This is a genomic window from Stenotrophomonas sp. 2201_Sma (assembly GCF_056486685.1).
Map to the genome: position 1 here is coordinate 1,852,061 of NZ_CM151329.1, position 17,135 is coordinate 1,869,195.

General features: G+C 67.3%; 10 protein-coding genes and 1 pseudogene. 7 read left to right on the forward strand and 4 right to left on the reverse strand.

Features of this window, described 5'->3' with window-relative positions:
- The first annotated feature begins 14 nt into the window (after window positions 1-14).
- Both ACZLIF_RS08780 and ACZLIF_RS08785 read left to right on the forward strand, forming a co-directional pair.
- Complete coding sequence (locus ACZLIF_RS08780; protein WP_128988956.1) at window positions 15-1,580, forward strand: protein adenylyltransferase SelO; 1,566 nt, start codon at window positions 15-17, stop codon at window positions 1,578-1,580.
- 345 nt (window positions 1,581-1,925) lie between these two features.
- Window positions 1,926-2,462, forward strand: coding sequence for an adenine phosphoribosyltransferase (locus ACZLIF_RS08785; protein WP_065175040.1), 537 nt, complete (start codon window positions 1,926-1,928; stop codon window positions 2,460-2,462).
- A gap of 80 nt (window positions 2,463-2,542) precedes the next feature.
- On the opposite strand, the gene dbpA is transcribed toward ACZLIF_RS08785, so the two are convergent.
- Together dbpA and ACZLIF_RS08795 are read right to left on the reverse strand one after the other, a co-directional pair.
- Window positions 2,543-3,919: an ATP-dependent RNA helicase DbpA gene (dbpA, locus tag ACZLIF_RS08790; RefSeq protein ID WP_128988953.1), complete on the reverse strand. Its 1,377-nt coding sequence runs from the start codon at window positions 3,917-3,919 to the stop codon at window positions 2,543-2,545.
- Window positions 3,920-3,988: 69 nt separating this feature from the next.
- Complete coding sequence (locus tag ACZLIF_RS08795) at window positions 3,989-5,068, reverse strand: YeiH family protein (protein ID WP_128988951.1); 1,080 nt, start codon at window positions 5,066-5,068, stop codon at window positions 3,989-3,991.
- Between the two features lie 101 nt (window positions 5,069-5,169).
- Here ACZLIF_RS08795 and ACZLIF_RS08800 point away from each other — a divergent pair, with 101 nt between their 5' ends.
- Both ACZLIF_RS08800 and ACZLIF_RS08805 read left to right on the forward strand, forming a co-directional pair.
- Window positions 5,170-6,045: a LysR family transcriptional regulator gene (locus tag ACZLIF_RS08800; protein ID WP_065181327.1), complete on the forward strand. Its 876-nt coding sequence runs from the start codon at window positions 5,170-5,172 to the stop codon at window positions 6,043-6,045.
- A gap of 51 nt (window positions 6,046-6,096) precedes the next feature.
- Window positions 6,097-7,977 carry an ATP-binding cassette domain-containing protein gene (locus ACZLIF_RS08805; RefSeq protein ID WP_065175043.1) on the forward strand — a complete coding sequence of 627 codons (1,881 nt, stop codon included), beginning with the start codon at window positions 6,097-6,099 and terminating at the stop codon, window positions 7,975-7,977.
- Window positions 7,978-8,292: 315 nt separating this feature from the next.
- Here ACZLIF_RS08805 and ACZLIF_RS08810 read toward each other — a convergent pair whose 3' ends face one another.
- Complete coding sequence (locus ACZLIF_RS08810) at window positions 8,293-8,754, reverse strand: c-type cytochrome (protein ID WP_053517751.1); 462 nt, start codon at window positions 8,752-8,754, stop codon at window positions 8,293-8,295.
- Between the two features lie 9 nt (window positions 8,755-8,763).
- Window positions 8,764-9,153: a c-type cytochrome gene (locus ACZLIF_RS08815; RefSeq protein WP_128988949.1), complete on the reverse strand. Its 390-nt coding sequence runs from the start codon at window positions 9,151-9,153 to the stop codon at window positions 8,764-8,766.
- A gap of 205 nt (window positions 9,154-9,358) precedes the next feature.
- On the opposite strand from ACZLIF_RS08815, the gene ACZLIF_RS08820 reads away from it, so the two are divergent.
- From ACZLIF_RS08820 to ACZLIF_RS08830, 3 genes and pseudogenes are all read left to right on the forward strand, one after another.
- On the forward strand, window positions 9,359-10,504 hold the full coding sequence (locus ACZLIF_RS08820; protein WP_053517749.1) for an efflux RND transporter periplasmic adaptor subunit: 1,146 nt from the start codon (window positions 9,359-9,361) through the stop codon (window positions 10,502-10,504).
- Window positions 10,505-10,560: 56 nt separating this feature from the next.
- Window positions 10,561-14,022: pseudogene (locus ACZLIF_RS08825) on the forward strand (efflux RND transporter permease subunit).
- Window positions 14,019-17,096, forward strand: coding sequence for an efflux RND transporter permease subunit (locus tag ACZLIF_RS08830; RefSeq protein WP_065181330.1), 3,078 nt, complete (start codon window positions 14,019-14,021; stop codon window positions 17,094-17,096). Before ACZLIF_RS08825 ends, ACZLIF_RS08830 begins: the two are co-directional and overlap by 4 nt.
- The last annotated feature ends 39 nt before the right edge of the window (window positions 17,097-17,135 follow it).

Sequence of the window (17,135 nt, forward strand, 5' to 3'; positions counted from 1 at the left end):
CCCATGTCAGGGCCATGGACAGCCCCTTCCCGCGATTCGACAACCGTCTGCTGACCGCCCTGCCGGGCGACCCGGAAGCCGGGCCCCGCCGGCGTGAAGTCCGCGAGGCGGCCTGGTCCTCGGTGATGCCGACGCCGGTCGCCGCGCCGACCCTGCTGGCCTGGTCGCCGGAGGTCGCTGCGCTGCTCGGCATCGATGTGGCTGAAGTGTCGAGCGGCACGTTTGCCCAGGTATTCGCTGGCAACGCGTTGTATCCGGGCATGCAGCCGTGGGCCGCCAATTACGGCGGGCACCAGTTCGGTCACTGGGCGGGCCAGCTTGGCGATGGGCGGGCGATCTCGCTGGGCGAGCTGGTGGCGCCGGATGGCCGGCACTGGGAACTGCAGCTGAAGGGTGCAGGCCCGACCCCGTACTCCCGTGGCGCCGACGGTCGCGCGGTGCTGCGCTCGTCGATCCGTGAATTCCTGTGCAGTGAGGCCATGCACCACCTCGGTGTACCGACCACGCGCGCGCTGTCGCTGGTCGGTACCGGCGAGCACGTGGTGCGCGACATGTTCTATGACGGCCGTCCGCGAGCCGAGCCCGGCGCGATCGTATGCCGTGTGTCGCCCTCGTTCCTGCGTTTCGGTTCGTTCGAACTGCCGGCCTCGCGCGGTGAGACGTCACTGCTGCAGCAACTGGTGGATGCCTGCATCGCCCGTGATTTCCCCGAACTGGCAGGGCAGGGTGAGGCGCTGTACGGTGACTGGTTCGCGCAGATCGCGGTGCGCACCGCCGAGATGATCGCGCACTGGATGCGTGTCGGTTTCGTGCATGGGGTAATGAACACCGACAACCTTTCCGTGCTCGGCCTCACTCTCGACTATGGCCCCTATGGCTGGGTCGAGGACTTCGATCCGGACTGGACCCCGAACACCACTGACGCACAGGGCCGTCGCTACCGCTTCGGAACGCAGCCGCAGGTGGCGTACTGGAATCTGGGGCGGCTTGCGCAGGCGCTGTCGCCCTTGTTTGCCGACGTCGCGCCGTTGCAGGCGGGCCTTGCTGCCTATCAGGCCACCTTTGCCGCCTGCACGCGTCGCGATGCGGCGGCCAAGCTTGGCCTGGCAGCTGCCGATGATGCCGATCTGCAGCTCTACCAGCGCTGGCAGCAGCTGCTGCAGGACGGTGGCATGGACATGACCCTGTCCTGGCGCGCCTTGATGCGGATCGATCCGGCATCGCCCGATCCGGCGGCACTGGCTGAGGTCTACTACGACCGGGAGCGGCAGGAGGCCGTGCAGGTGCCGCTGCGGCAGTGGCTGCAGGACTACGCCGCGCGATTGCGGGCGGATCCTCTTCCGGCCGCCGAGCGCCTGGCGAAGATGGGCGCGGCCAATCCGCTGTACGTGCTGCGCAACTGGCTGGCGCAGGAAGCGATCGACCGTGCGGAACAAGGGGACATGGGCGGCGTACACGCCTTGCAGGACGTGCTGCGCGATCCGTACACCCAACGCGCCGGACGTGAGCATTTCGCCAGCAGGCGCCCGGCCTGGGCCGACGACCGCGCCGGCTGCTCGATGCTGTCCTGCAGTTCCTGAGCGTGGGGTTCGGCAGGGCTGCGCCCTGCACCCGCCGAGGCCAGGTCAAAAGCCAGCGCGAAAGCTGGATTCCGTGGTTGGGTGGGGCGGTGTCGGAGTGCGGGGACCGTTGGTAGGTGTCGACCTTGGTCGACACATCTGTCAGATATCGACATACGAGAATGGGGTCAGATCCGTTTTCCTGCGGAGAACGGATCTGACCCCACGACCCACCCCGCATCCCGCAGGAAACCAGCTTCTGCCTTTGCCTTGGCTTGACGCCTCTGCAGGCGCCGGGCGCAGCCCAGCCAGGCAGGCCGCGCCGGGAACGGGTACCCTATGCCGCCATCAGACATCCGACGTGACATGACCGACGCTATCGTCGCTCCTCAGTGGGCCTCGCGCCTGCGCGACATCGCCGACTTCCCCAAGCCCGGCATCCTGTTCAAGGACATCATGCCGCTGCTCGCGCACGGCGAGGACTTCCGTGATGCCATCCGCGCGATGGCCGACCGCTGGCGCGACCAGAAGCTGGACGCGGTGGTGGGTATCGAATCGCGTGGTTTCATCCTGGGTGCCGCGATGGCACTGGAACTGGGCGTCGGCTTCGTGCCGGTGCGCAAGCCGGGCAAGCTGCCCGGCCAGGTGCTGCGCGAGGAATACACACTGGAGTACCGCAGCGACTGCATCGAAGTGCATGCCGATGCGCTGGCGGCCGGCGCGCGCGTGGCGATCATCGATGACGTGCTGGCGACCGGCGGCACGCTGGTGGCCGCATTGTCGCTGGTGCGCCGGTTGGGCGTGGACGTGGTCGGTGCTGGCGTCCTGGTCGAGCTGGATGGCCTGGGTGGCCGCGCCCGTTGGCAGGCGGACCTGCCGCTGCACACCGAGCTGGTGTTCTGAGACTGCCGCCGGGCATGGCCCGGCGCTACCGGCTTTGGAACTGCCGCCGGGCATGGCCCGGCGCTACCTGTCGCTGGGCCTTACATCATCCGTACGCGGAAGCGGCGGCCCTTGATCTTGCCGGCCTCCAGTTTCGCCACGGCCTTGCTGGCCTGCTCGCGCGCGATCGCCACGTAGGAGCGGGTCGGGAAGATCGCGATCTTGCCGATGAACTTGCCCGACAGGCCGGCGTCGCCGGTCAAGGCGCCGAGGATGTCGCCCGGGCGCAGCTTGTCCGTCTTGCCACCGTCGATGCGCAGGGTGCGCATCGCTGCCTGCGGCAACTCGGCGGGACGTGACGTCGCCAGCGGCGTTTTCTGCCAGTCCAGCGCGCGCCCCATCTGTGCTTCGATCGCTTCGGCGCGGGTCTTTTCGCGGCCCGCCACCAGGCTGATGGCCAGGCCGCTGGCGCCGGCACGGCCGGTACGTCCAACGCGGTGCTGGTAGCTTTCGACATCGGTCGGCAGCTCGTAGTTGATCACCGCCGCCAGCTCTTCCACGTCCAGACCGCGCGCGGCGACGTCGCTGGCGACCAGCACGTTGCAGCTGCGGTTGGCCAGGAGCAGCAGCACTTCCTCACGGTCACGCTGCTCCATGTCACCGTGCAGGGCCAGCGCCGAGAAGCCGAACTGCTGCAGCGAATGGGCGACCTCATCCACGTCCTTGCGGGTATTGCAGAACACCACTGCCGATTCGGGCGTGTACTTGAGCAGCAGGCCGGCCAGCGCCTTCTGCCGATGGGCCGGCTCGACCTCGCAGAACAGGTGGCGGATGGCCGGCGCCTGGTCAGCGCCTTCCACGGTGACTTCAACGGCATCGCGCAGCAGGTCACGGGCAATGGCACGGATGCTGTCGGGGAAGGTGGCCGAGAACAGCAGGCTCTGCCGGTCCTTGTGGGTGCGTCCGGCGATTTCGCGGATGGGCTCTTCAAAGCCCATGTCGAGCATGCGATCGGCTTCGTCCAGCACCAGCGTGCGCACCGCGCCAAGATTCAGCGCGCGCTTGCGTGCCAGCTCCTGCACGCGGCCAGGGGTGCCGACCACCACGTGCGGGTCGTGGCCTTCCAGCGAGGCGAGCTGCGGTCCCAGCGGTACGCCGCCGACCAGCAGCAGCAGCTTCAGGTTGGGGATGCCGGTGGCCAGCTTGCGGATCTGCTTGCCGACCTGGTCGGCCAGTTCGCGGGTCGGGCACAGCACCAGCGCCTGTACGCGGATCAGGCTCGGATCGATCGCTTGCAGCAGCCCCAGGCCGAACGCAGCGGTCTTGCCGCTGCCGGTCGGAGCCTGCGCGATCACGTCGCGGCCATCGAGGATGGCGGGCAGGCTCTGGGCCTGCACAGGGGTCAGGGTGGTGTAGCCGAGGGCATCCAGGCCGGGCTGCAGGGCCGGGCTCAGCGGCAGGGTCGAGAAATCAGTCATGGCGCATTGTACCTGCGCGCGCGGCCGTCCCCGTCTCCCGGGGCAGCGGCCGTATCGGCAGACCTGCGCTCAGTGCAGCATCGCCAGCACGCCCTGCTGGATCGCCAGGCCACCGAACAGCAGCCAGGCGAACAGGAGCAGCGCCAGCAGCAGCGGCTTCAGGCCCGCCTGGCGCAGCGCGGAGACATGGGTGGTCACGCCCAGCGCCGCCATCGCCATCGCCAGCAGCACCGTGTCCAGCTGCACCAGCGCTGCGTGAAGTCCGGCGGGCAGCAGCTGCAGCGAGTTCATGCCGGCCACGGCGACGAAACCGAACGCGAACCACGGCACAACGATGCGGGCCTTGCTGCCCTCAGGCGTTGCCTTGCTGCCGCGTGCCAGCCAGAGCGACAGCACGACCAGGAAGGGCGCAAGCAGCATCACCCGGACCATCTTGGTGATGACGGCGGTATCGGCAGCCGCCTCACCCACGGCACGGCCGGCAGCCACCACCTGCGCCACTTCGTGCACGGTCGCCCCGGTGAACAGGCCGTACTGCCGCGCGTCCATCGCCAGCCAGCCGTGCGACTGCAGCAACGCATACAGCGCCGGATACAGGAACATGGCAAGCGTACCGAACACCACCACGGTCGATACCGCCACTGTTACCTGTGCCGCACGACCACGCACCACCGGCTCGGCCGCCATCACTGCCGCCGCGCCACAGATGGCACTGCCGGCGCCGATCAGCATCGCCGCCTCACGCTCCATCCTGAACACGCGCGTGCCCAGCCAACAGGCCAGGCCAAATGTGCTGGCGACCACCAGCACGTCCATCAGCACGCCGGCGATGCCGACATGGCCGATGTCCTGGAACGTCAGGCGCAGGCCATACAGCACAATGCCGGCACGCAGCAGCCAGTGCTTGGCGAAGCCGATGCCTGCCGCGCTGCGCGGCGCCAGCCGCGGGTAGAGGGTATTGCCGACCGCGATACCGGCGACGATCGCCACGGTCAGCGCGCTCAGGCCATGCGCCTGCAGCCATGGCAGGTCCGCCAGATGAAGCGATGCCGCAGCGAGCAGGGCTGCCAGCAGCAGCCCGGGCAGGCGCGGCTGCCAGCGCTGCCGCAGAACGGGCAGGGACCAGGCGGAGGGGGCGGAGGTGCTCATGGCGGGACCGGTGTGGGGAACGATGAAAAGCGTGCGCCTGCGCCAATGACCTGTAAAACGAATAATATAAGTAGAATCTACCTGCTTTATAGGTAAATGCCATGCGCCTGACTCTGCGCCAGCTACAGGTCTTCGTCGCCATTGCCGACCACGGAAGTACCTCCGCGGCCGGCCAGGCCATCGCGCTCTCGCAGTCGGCCAGCAGTGCCGCCCTGCAGGAGCTGGAGGCGCACTTCGGCACGCCCCTGTTCGACCGTGTCGGTCGCCGCCTGGTGCTGAACGGCCATGGCCGCGCGCTGCTGGAACCGGCCCGCGCGCTGCTGGTCAATGCCGTTGATCTCGAGCGCCAGCTCGCTGCCGGCGGGGACCCCGCGCAGGGGGCACCGTTGCGGCTGGTGCTGGCGGCCAGCACCACCATCGGCAACTACCTGCTGCCGGCGCGCATCGCCGACCTGTTGCGGCAGGCGCCACAGGCGGAAGTCGATCTGCGCATCGACAACAGCGCCGGCGTGGTCGCCGCCGTCCAGCGGCTGGATGTGGATGCCGGCCTGATCGAGGGGCCATGCCACGAGCGGGGTTTGCAGGTGACCGCGTGGCAGCAGGATCCGCTGGTGATCGTTGCCGCCGCCGACGCGGCGGCGCGCTGGTCGCTGGAGGATCTGCGCGCGGCGCGCTGGCTGCTGCGCGAACCCGGGTCCGGCACCCGCGAGGCCGTGGAGCAGGCGCTTCTGCCGCATCTGCGCGGCTTCGCGCAGACCCTGCAGCTGGGCAATACCGAGGCGATCAAGCAAGCCGCGATCGCCGGCCTCGGCGTGGCCTGCCTGTCACGTCACGCATTGGAGGAGCCGCTGGCACTGGGTCGCCTGCGTGTGCTGGATACCCCGCTACCCGCGCTGCAGCGCACGCTGTGGCTGGTGCGCCACCCCGGCAAGCAATGGTTGCCGGGTCTGCAGGCGTTGCTGGGGGAGGTGGGCTGATCGATCTCCGGGAGCAGCCCGGCCGGCGCCCCCAACCCGTACAATATCCGGATGCCTCTGATTACTCTGCAGAACGTCGACTTCAGCGTCGGCGGCCCGTTGTTGCTGGAAAAAGCCGAACTGTCGATCGAGCCGGGTGAACGCATCGCCCTGATCGGCCGCAACGGCGCCGGCAAATCCACCCTGCTCAAGCTCCTGTCCGGCGACCACAAGCCCGATGATGGCGAAGTACGCGTCCAGCAGGGCGTCCGTGTGACCCGCCTGGAACAGGAAGTGCCGCACGGCGCGGCCGGCTCGGTGTTCGACGTGGTGGCCGATGGCCTGGGTGAGCTGGGCCAGTGGCTGGCCGAGTTCCACCACCTCAGCCATGCCGACGAGTTCGACGGCGATGCACTCGGCCGGGTGCAGGCCAAGATCGACGCGGCCAATGGCTGGGGTCTGGACCAGCGCGTGGCCGAGACACTGACCAAGCTCGACCTGGATGGCGATGCGGAGTTCGCGCGCCTGTCCGGTGGCATGAAGCGCCGCGTCCTGTTGGGCCGCGCGCTGGTCTCCAGCCCGGACCTGCTGCTGCTGGACGAGCCGACCAACCACCTGGACATCGAAGCCATCGACTGGCTGGAAGCATTCCTGAAGGGCTGGAGCGGCAGCGTGGTGTTCGTCACCCATGACCGCCGCTTCCTGCGTGCGCTGGCCACCCGCATCGTCGAGATCGATCGTGGCCAGGTCACCAGCTGGCCCGGCGACTGGGCCAACTACGAACGCCGCCGCGAAGAGCGCCTCAACGCGCAGGCGCAGGAGAACGCGCGCTTCGACAAGCTGCTGGCACAGGAAGAAGTGTGGATCCGGCAGGGCATCAAGGCGCGCCGCACCCGCGATGAAGGTCGCGTGCGCCGGCTGAAAGCGATGCGCACCGAACGGTCGCAGCGACGCGAGCTGAGCGGCAATGTCCGGATGGAAGCGGCACAGGGCGTGAGCTCCGGCAAGAAGGTCATCGACGTCAAGGACATTTCGTTCGCGTTCGGTGACCGCACCATGGTCCGCGACTTCACCACCACCATCCTGCGCGGCGACCGGATCGGCCTGATCGGCCCCAACGGCAGCGGCAAGACCACCCTGTTGAAGCTGCTGCTGGGTGAACTGCAGCCGCAGAAGGGCGAGGTCAACGCCGGCACCAACCTGCAGGTGGCCTATTTCGACCAGTATCGTGCCGTGTTGCGCGAAGACTGGAGCGCCATCGAGAACGTGGCCGAAGGCCGTGATTTCCTCGAGTTCAACGGCAAGCGTAAGCACGTGCATGCCTATCTGCAGGACTTCATGTTCACGCCCGAGCGCGCGCGCGCGCCGATCACCCGGCTGTCCGGTGGGGAGCGCAACCGCCTGCTGCTGGCCAAGCTGTTCGCGCAGCCGTCCAACCTGCTGGTGATGGACGAACCCACCAACGACCTGGATGTGGAAACGCTTGAGCTGCTGGAAGAGCTGCTCGGCGAGTACACCGGCACGCTGCTGCTGGTCAGCCACGATCGTGATTTCATCGACAACGTGGTGACGTCCACGCTGGTGATGGAGGGCGACGGCGTGATCGGCGAGTACGTTGGAGGCTACACCGACTGGCAGCGCTACGCGGCCAGTACCGCAGCGGCAGCAGTGCCCGCCGCAGCCAGGCCGGCGGCAGCGGCTGCGCCCGTGGCTGCCGCGGAACCCGCAGCGGCCAAGCGCAAGCTCAGCTACAAGGAAGCGCGCGAACTGGAGCAGCTGCCGAAGACGATCGAGAAACTGGAAGGCGACGTCGAAGGCCTCACCTCAGCGATGAATGATCCTTCGTTCTACACCCGCAGCAGCGCCGAGGTGACGGCACACACGCAGCAGCTGGCCAAGGTGCAGGCCGAACTGGACGCCGCGTACGCGCGCTGGGAAGAGCTGGAAGGCTGATCATTGACCGACGCTGACGGTGCGCGGTAGCGCGGGGCCATGCCCCGCGAGCGCGCAGCGCGGGCGTGTGGTGTTTCGCCGGGCATGGCCCGGCGCTACCGGTACGCAGGCAGTGCGAGGGTAGCGCGGGGCCATGCCCCGCGAGCGCGCAGCGCGGGCTTCTGGCGTTCCGCCGGGCATGGCCCGGCGCTACCGGAATGCAGGCAGTGCGAGGGTAGCGCGGGGCCATGCCCCGCGAGCGCGCAGCGCGGGCCTGTGGCGTTCCGCCGGGCATGGTCCGACGCTACGGATGCGGGGCGCCATGGCGCCCTGATCCTATTTGACCCCGTGCAGGTCCCGCAGCTGGCTTGGCCGGCTGCCGAAGTACGCCGCCAGGTCGGCGATGTCCTGATCGCTCAGGTCCGTCGCCTGCGGCGTCATCAACGCGTGCTGGCGGTCGCCGGAACGGTAGGCCTGCAGCGCATGCGCGAGGTAATCACCGTACTGCCCACCCAGTTTCGGGTAGGTCGGATCGATCGGGGCGTTGCCGTCGGCACCATGGCAATCGATGCAGCTCTGGTTGGTGGCCTTGCCCTTCACCTTGGCCCGGGCTTCACCGGCAGCCTCACGGCCGGTGGGCAGGCCTGCCGAGGATGAAGAGCCGTGCTCGCCGCTGGCATGGCCCGGATCGGCGGCGGATTTCTCGCTGTTCTCCACCTGTGACTGCGAGCAGGCCGCCAGCAGCAGGGCGACGGACAGGGCGATGGCATGACGCAGTGGATGCGCGGCTTTCGACATGGGCGGGCCTTACTTGACGGTGGACAGGTAAACAGAGAGATCGGCGATCTCCTGTTCGCTGAAACTCATCGACTGGGCCTGCATCGTCGGATGCCGGCGCTTGCCCTGGCGGTACTCGGTCAGGGCCTGGGTCAGGTACTGCTGGGTCTGGCCACCGATCTTCGGTACCCGGTAACTCGGGTAGGCGTTCTTGTAACCGGTGATGCCATGGCACCCCTGGCAGGTGTAGGCCAGCACCCGGCCATTGTCGTAATTGCCAGCGGGCGCGGCGGCGGCAGCGGCGGGTGCCGGGGCCGGGGCGGGTGCTGCGGTTGTGGTAGCTGGAGCGGGCTGTGCGGCGGCCCCGAGGGGCAGGAGGACGGCCAGAGCGAGACAAGCGGCGAGCGGCTGCGGGCGCATGATGTCGTTTCCGGGGATTCGGGTCTGGTCGTTCCGGCGTGGGGTACGGAACGACCCGAGTATAGCCTCAGGTTTCATCTAGCTGAAATGGGGGTGGGCCGACCAGCGGCGTGAAGACACCATGACCTTTGGGATATGGTGTTGCCGTGAAGTGGTGCATTACTTTGCTACCACACCTGCCCACGCATCCTCCAGGGACCTGACGATGTCGCACCCAATCTTCCTGCATGGCCGCCGCAGCGGACTCTGCGCCGCCGCCCTGCTGATCTCCACCACGCTGATGCTGGGCGGTTGCGCCGCGGGCCCCAACAGCGAGGCCAAGGCCGCCGAAACCAAGGATGAGAAAAAAGTCGAGTCCGTGCCGGTCGAGGTCGCGGTGGCCAGCCGCCGCGCGGTGGCGGCCAGCTACACCGGCACCGCCGCGCTGGAGCCGCGCGCCGAGTCGCAGGTGGTTGCCAAGACCTCTGGCGTGGCGCTGGCGGTGCTGGTCGAGGAAGGCCAGCGGGTCAGCGCGGGGCAGCCGCTGGTACGGCTCGATCCGGACCGCGCACGCCTGGCGGTTGCCCAGAGCGAGGCACAGATGCGCAAGCTCGAGAACAACTACCAGCGCGCACAGAAGCTGGTCGGCCAGCAGATGGTCAGTGCCGCCGACGTCGACCAGCTGCGCTTCGATCTGGAAAACGTGCGCGCGCAGTATCGCCTGGCCACGCTGGAGCTGTCGTACACCACGGTGGTCGCACCGATCTCCGGCGTGATCGCCTCGCGCTCGATCAAGACCGGCAATTTCGTGCAGATCAACACGCCGATCTTCCGCATCGTCGACAACTCGCGCCTGGAAGCCACCCTCAACGTTCCCGAACGCGAGCTGGCAACGCTGCGTGCCGGCCAACCGGTGACCCTGTCGGCGGATGCACTGCCGGGCCAGAGCTTCACCGGCATCGTTGATCGCATCGCACCGGTGGTGGATTCGGGCAGCGGCACGTTCCGTGTTGTCAGTGCCTTCGACGGCACTGCCCATTCCCTGCAGCCGGGCATGTTCGGCCGGATCCGCATCGATTACGACCAGCGTGCCGACGCCCTGGTCGTGCCGCGCCTGGCGCTGCTCGACGATGGTGAGCCGGCGGTGTTCCGGGTGCGCGACGGCAAGGTCGCGCGCGTTCCGGTCAAGCTGGGTTACGCCGAGGGGCCATGGGTGGAGATCCGTGATGGCCTGGCGGCCGGAGACCAGGTGGTCACCGCAGGCAAGGTCGCGCTTCGCGATGGAACCGCCGTGCAGGTGATCGCTGATCCGAAGGCGAAGACGGCGACGGCCTCGGCCAAGCCGGCAGACAAGGCCGGGAGCCGGCAATGAGCCATCCTGACCACGACCACGGTGCTTCGCCCCACGGCGAAAGCGCCGCCGCCGGCATGCGCGGCGGCCTGGTGGAGTTCGCTACCCGCCGCCGCGTCACCATTGCCATGTGCACGGTCACCCTGCTGCTGTTCGGCCTGATTGCGCTGGGCAGCCTCAAGGTCAACCTGCTGCCGGACCTGAGCTACCCGACGCTGACGGTACGCACCGAATACACCGGTGCGGCACCGACCGAGATCGAAACCCTGATCACCCAGCCGGTGGAAGAAGCCGTGGGCGTGGTCAAGAACCTGCGCAAGCTGAAGTCGGTCTCGCGCACCGGCCAGAGCGATGTGGTGCTGGAGTTCGCCTGGGGCACCAACATGGACCAGGCCAGCCTGGAGGTGCGCGACAAGATGGAAGCGCTGAACCTGCCGCTGGAGGCGAAAGCCCCGGTGCTGCTGCGCTTCAATCCGTCCACCGAGCCGATCATGCGCCTGGTGCTGTCCAGCAAGGCGGCGCCGTCCAGCGATGCCGACGCCATCCGCGAGCTGACCATCCTGCGCCGCTACGCCGACGAGGATCTGAAGAAGAAGCTGGAACCGGTCACCGGCGTGGCGGCGGTCAAGGTCGGCGGCGGCCTGGAGGACGAGATCCAGGTCGACATCGACCAGCAGAAGCTCGCGCAGCTGAATCTGCCGATCGATACCGTCATCAAGCGCCTGAAGGACGAGAACATCAACATCTCCGGCGGTCGGCTGGAAGAGGGCTCGCAGCGCTTCCTGGTGCGTACCGTCAACCAGTTCGCCGACCTGGAGGAGATCCGCAACCTGCTGGTCACCACCCAGGCGTCCAATGGCAGTGCGGCGGACTCCGCGCTGCAGCAGATGTTCAACATTGCCGCCTCCACCGGTTCCGCTGCGGCCATCGCCGCAGCCTCGGCCGCACAGAGCGCATCGTCCGGCGGTGGCTCCAGCGTGGTCGCCAATGGCGTTCCTGTCCGGTTGAAGGACGTGGCCACCGTACGCCAGGGCTACAAGGAGCGTGAAGCGATCATCCGCCTGGGCGGCAAGGAATCGGTCGAGCTGGCGATCTACAAGGAAGGCGACGCCAACACCGTCGCCACCGCAGAAGCGCTGCGCAAGCGCCTGGAGCAGATCAAGGGCACGTTCCCCGGCGATGCCGAACTGACCACCATCGAGGACCAGTCGCGCTTCATCGAGCATGCGATCAGCGACGTCAAGAAGGATGCGGTGATCGGCGGCCTGCTGGCGATCCTGATCATCTTCCTGTTCCTCCGCGATGGCTGGAGCACGTTCGTCATCAGCCTGTCGCTGCCGGTGTCGATCATCGCCACGTTCTTCTTCATGGGCCAGCTGGGTCTCAGCCTGAACGTCATGTCGCTGGGCGGCCTGGCGCTGGCGACGGGCCTGGTGGTGGACGATTCGATCGTGGTGCTGGAGAGCATCGCCAAGGCGCGCGAGCGCGGGCTGGGCATCCTGCAGGCCGCGATCGAAGGCACCCGCGAAGTGAGCATGGCGGTGGTCGCCTCCACCCTGACCACCATCGCGGTGTTCCTGCCACTGGTGTTCGTCGACGGTATCGCCGGCCAGCTGTTCCGCGACCAGGCGCTGACCGTGGCGATCGCCATCGCCATTTCGCTGCTGGTATCGATGACACTCATTCCGATGCTCAGCTCGCTGAAGGGGCGGCCGCCGCTGGCGTTCCCCGAAGAGCCCGCCAGCGAGGCGTGGCAGCCGGAGCGTCGCTGGCAGAAGCCCGTTGCAGCCGGCCGTCGTGGCTTCGTCGCTGCGGTGCGCTGGACCTTCTATGCGCTGGCCTGGCTGGTGGTGCGTGCCTGCCGCGGCGTTGCCGCCGTGATCGGTCCGGTCATGCGCAAGGCCAGCGATATCGCGATGAAGCCCTATGCGGGGGCCGAACGTGGCTACCTGCGGCTGTTGCCGAGCGCGCTGTAGCACCCCGGCAAGGTGCTGGGCCTGGCCGCGCTGGCGTTTGCAGCCACCATGGCGCTGGTGCCGATGCTGGGCGCCGACCTCATCCCGCAGCTGGCGCAGGACCGCTTCGAGATGACCGTCAAGCTGCCGGCCGGCACGCCGTTGAAGCAGACCGATGCACTGGTCCGCGAACTGCAGCTGGCGCACGGCAAGGGCGAGGGCGTGGCCTCGCTGTACGGCGTCAGTGGCAGCGGTACCCGGCTGGACGCAAGCCCGACCGAGAGCGGTGAGAACATCGGCAAGCTGACCGTGGTGATGGAAGGCGGTGGGGATGCGCGCACCGAAGCGGCCATCACCGAGCGCCTGCGTGGCACCATGGCCGGGCACCCCGGCGCGCAGGTCGACTTCGCGCGGCCGGCACTGTTCAGCTTCTCCACCCCGCTGGAAATCGAACTGCGTGGTCAGGACATGGCCACGCTGGAGCAGGCTGGCCAGCGGCTGGCTGCCCTGCTGCGCGGCAATGCGCACTACGCCGACGTGAAGTCGACGGTGGAGGAGGGCTTCCCGGAGATCCAGATCCGCTTCGACCAGGAGCGCGCCGGTGCGCTGGGCCTGACCACCCGCCAGATCGCCGACGTCGTGGTGAAGAAGGTGCGCGGCGATGTGGCCACCCGCTACAGCTTCCGCGACCGCAAGATCGACGTGCTGGTACGGGCACAGGAAGGCGACCGGGCCAGCGTGGAGAGCATCCGCCGCTTGATCGTCAACCCGGGCAGTACCCGTCCGGTCACCCTGGACGCCGTGGCCGACGTGGTGGCCACCACCGGTCCGAGCGAGATCCACCGTGCCGATCAGACCCGCGTCGCGGTGGTCTCGGCCAACCTGCGTGACATCGATCTGGGCGCCGCCATGCGCGAAGTGCAGCAGATGGTCGCCGAACAGCCGCTTGGTGCGGGCGTCGGCCTGCATATCGGCGGCCAGGGCGAGGAACTGGCGCAGGCGGCAACGTCGCTGATCTTCGCCTTCGGACTGGCGATCTTCCTGGTCTATCTGGTGATGGCGTCGCAGTTCGAATCGCTGCTGCATCCGTTCGTGATCCTGTTCACCATCCCGCTGGCGCTGGTCGGCGCGATCCTGGCGCTGATGCTGACCGGCAAGCCGATCTCGGTGGTGGTGTTCATCGGCCTGATCCTGCTGGTGGGACTGGTCACCAAGAACGCGATCATCCTGATCGACAAGGTCAACCAGCTGCGCGAGGCCGGGGTGGCCAAGCACGAGGCGCTGGTGGAAGGCGCGCGCTCGCGCCTGCGTCCGATCATCATGACCACCCTGTGCACGCTGTTCGGCTTCCTGCCACTGGCGGTGGCGATGGGCGAGGGCGCTGAAGTACGTGCGCCGATGGCGATCACCGTGATCGGCGGCCTGCTGGTCTCCACCCTGCTGACCCTGCTGGTGATCCCGGTGGTCTACGACCTGATGGATCGCCGCGGCGACGCTTACTACCGCGAACGCGGCCGCAAGCACGCCGGCGACGGACTGCGAATCCCAGAAGGTGGCCGCGTCGGCGGCGAGGAGCCGGCATGAGTGTCGCCGAGTTCTCCATCCGCCGTCCGGTCACCACCATCATGTGCTTCGTATCGCTGGTGGTGATCGGCCTGATCGCTTCATTCCGGCTGCCACTGGAGGCACTGCCGGACATCTCCGCGCCGTTCCTGTTCGTGCAGATTCCGTACACGGGCTCGACACCGGAAGAAGTGGAGCGGACCATCATCCGGCCGGTGGAAGAGTCATTGGCAACGATGACCGGGATCAAGCGCATGCGCTCCTCGGCCACGTCCGAAGCGGCGCTGATCTTCATCGAGTTCAGCGACTGGGACCGTGACATCGCCATCGCCGCTTCCGACGCGCGCGAACGTATCGATGCGATCCGCAGCGACCTGCCTGACGACCTGCAGCGCTACAACGTGTTCAAGTGGTCCAGCAGCGACCAGCCGGTGCTGAAGGTGCGCCTGGCCAGCACCACCGACCTGACGACCGCCTATGACATGCTCGACCGCGAGTTCAAGCGGCGCATCGAGCGCATTCCGGGCGTTGCGCGCGTGGACATCACCGGTGCACCGCCGAATGAAGTCGAGATCGCGATCGATCCCAACCGGCTCAACGCGCACGGGCTGAGCATCAACGAGCTGAGCGAACGGTTGCGCACGCTGAACTTTTCGATCTCGGCCGGGCAGATCGATGACAACGGCCAGCGTGTGCGCGTGCAACCGGTCGGCGAGATCACCGACCTGCAGGAACTGCGCGACCTGGTGATCAACGCCAAGGGCCTGCGGCTGGGTGACATCGCCGATGTGCGGCTGAAGCCGGCGCGGATGAATTATGGCCGCCGCCTGGATGGCAACCCGGCAGTGGGCCTGGACATCTTCAAGGAGCGCAGCGCCAATCTGGTCGACGTCTCGCGCGCGGCGCTGGCCGAAGTCGAAGCGATCCGCGCACAGGCCTCGATGCGCGATGTGCAGATCAAGGTCATCGACAACCAGGGCAAGGCGGTGACCTCCTCGCTGCTGGAGCTGGCCGAAGCCGGTGCGGTGGGCCTGATCCTGTCGGTGACGGTGCTGTTCTTCTTCCTGCGCCACTGGCCGTCCACGCTGATGGTGACGCTGGCCATCCCGATCTGCTTCACCATCACCCTGGGCTTCATGTACTTCGTCGGGGTGACGCTGAACATCCTGACCATGATGGGCCTGCTGCTGGCGGTGGGCATGCTGGTGGACAACGCCGTGGTGGTGGTGGAGAGCATCTACCAGGAGCGCGAGCGCATGCCGGGACAGCCACGGCTGGCCTCGATCATCGGCACCCGCAACGTCGCCATCGCGCTCAGCGCCGGCACCCTGTGCCATTGCATCGTGTTCGTGCCGAACCTGTTCGGCGAGACCAACAACATCAGCATCTTCATGGCACAGATCGCGATCACCATTTCGGTATCGCTGCTGGCGTCCTGGCTGGTGGCGGTCAGCTTGATTCCGATGCTGTCCGCGCGCATGGCCACGCCCAAGCTCGTGCACTCGCAGACCGGCCTGATCGCGCGCCTGCAGCGACGCTACGCGCAGGTGCTGGACTGGTCGCTGCACCATCGTGGCTGGAGCCTGCTGGGCATCGTGCTGGTGGTGGCCGTCAGCCTGGTGCCGATGAAACTGACCAAGGTGGACATGTTCGGTGGTGAAGGTGGCAAGGACATCTTCATCGGCTACATGTGGAAGGGTGCCTACACCTACCGGCAGATGTCCGAGGAAGTGGCGCGGGTGGAGAACTGGATCGACGAGAACCGTGAGCGCCTGCACGTCAAGCAGGTGTACTCCTGGTACAGCGAGCAGGAAGGCAGCTCGACGGTCGTCACCCTGGACGAGAAGTACGCCAAGGACATCAAGTCACTGCAGGAGGAGCTGCGCAAGGGCCTGCCGAAGTCCGCGCGTACCGACTACTTCGTCGGCAACCAGGGCGGTGATGGTGGTGGCGGCAACCAGGGCGTGCAGGTGCAGTTGATCGGCGATTCCAGCAGCATGCTGCAGGAAATCGGCCAGGAAGTGCTGCCCCTGCTGGCCCAGCGTGCGGAGCTGCGCGACGTGCGCATCGACAATGGCGAGAAGGGCGGTGAACTCAAGGTGCGCGTCGATCGCGAGCGTGCCGCCGCCTTCGGCTTCAACGCCGAGCAGGTGGCCAGCTTTGTCGGCCTGGCATTGCGCGGTGCACCGATGCGTGAGTTCCGGCGAGGCGACAACGAGGTTCCGGTCTGGGTGCGCTTCGCCGGGGCCGAGCAGAGCAGTCCGGAAGACCTGGCCGGCTTCAGCGTGCGTACCGGCGACGGCCGCAGCGTGCCACTGCTGAGTCTGGTCAGCGTCGATGTCGGTTCGTCCGCCACCCAGATCGGCCGAACCAACCGGCAGACCACGCTGACGATCAAGGCCAACCTGGCCGAGAAGATCACCGCACCGGACGGACGCAAGGCGATCGAGGCCGTACTCAAGCCGATGAGCTTCCCGGCCGGCTATGGCTACACCTTCGATGGCGGCGACTATGGCAACGATGACGAGGCGATGCAGCAGATGGTGTTCAACCTGCTCATCGCGCTGGTGATGATCTACGTGGTGATGGCGGCGGTGTTCGAATCGCTGCTGTTCCCGGCGGCGATCATGAGCGGCGTGCTGTTCTCGATCTTCGGCGTGTTCTGGCTGTTCTGGATCACCGGCACCTCGTTCGGAATCATGTCCTTCATCGGCATCCTGGTGCTGATGGGCGTGGTGGTGAACAACGGCATCGTGATGATCGAGCACATCAACAACCTCCGGCGCAGCGGCATGGGGCGTACCCAGGCCCTGGTGGAGGGCTCACGCGAGCGCCTGCGCCCGATCATGATGACCATGGGAACGGCGATCCTGGCGATGGTGCCGATTTCGCTGACCAACACGCAGATGTTCGGCGACGGCCCGGAGTACGCGCCGATGGCCCGTGCCATCGCCGGTGGACTGGCGTTCTCGACCGTGGTCAGCCTGCTGTTCCTGCCGACGATCTACGCGGTGCTGGACGACCTGCGCAATGCCGTGACGCGGCTGATCCGCCGCGCGCGCGGCCTGGAAAAGGTGGCGGCAACGGCCGCCTAGCATCGAGCTTGCCCGACTACGGGGAACGACAACGTGTTG

Bases quoted from the DNA above. Each gene is read 5' to 3' on its own strand.
- ACZLIF_RS08780 (WP_128988956.1), top strand. From the start codon at position 15: ATGGACAGCCCCTTCCCGCGATTCGACAACCGTCTGCTGACCGCCCTG.
- ACZLIF_RS08785 (WP_065175040.1), top strand. From the start codon at position 1,926: ATGACCGACGCTATCGTCGCTCCTCAGTGGGCCTCGCGCCTGCGCGAC.
- dbpA (WP_128988953.1), bottom strand. From the start codon at position 3,919: ATGACTGATTTCTCGACCCTGCCGCTGAGCCCGGCCCTGCAGCCCGGC.
- ACZLIF_RS08795 (WP_128988951.1), bottom strand. From the start codon at position 5,068: ATGAGCACCTCCGCCCCCTCCGCCTGGTCCCTGCCCGTTCTGCGGCAG.
- ACZLIF_RS08800 (WP_065181327.1), top strand. From the start codon at position 5,170: ATGCGCCTGACTCTGCGCCAGCTACAGGTCTTCGTCGCCATTGCCGAC.
- ACZLIF_RS08805 (WP_065175043.1), top strand. From the start codon at position 6,097: ATGCCTCTGATTACTCTGCAGAACGTCGACTTCAGCGTCGGCGGCCCG.
- ACZLIF_RS08810 (WP_053517751.1), bottom strand. From the start codon at position 8,754: ATGTCGAAAGCCGCGCATCCACTGCGTCATGCCATCGCCCTGTCCGTC.
- ACZLIF_RS08815 (WP_128988949.1), bottom strand. From the start codon at position 9,153: ATGCGCCCGCAGCCGCTCGCCGCTTGTCTCGCTCTGGCCGTCCTCCTG.
- ACZLIF_RS08820 (WP_053517749.1), top strand. From the start codon at position 9,359: ATGTCGCACCCAATCTTCCTGCATGGCCGCCGCAGCGGACTCTGCGCC.
- ACZLIF_RS08830 (WP_065181330.1), top strand. From the start codon at position 14,019: ATGAGTGTCGCCGAGTTCTCCATCCGCCGTCCGGTCACCACCATCATG.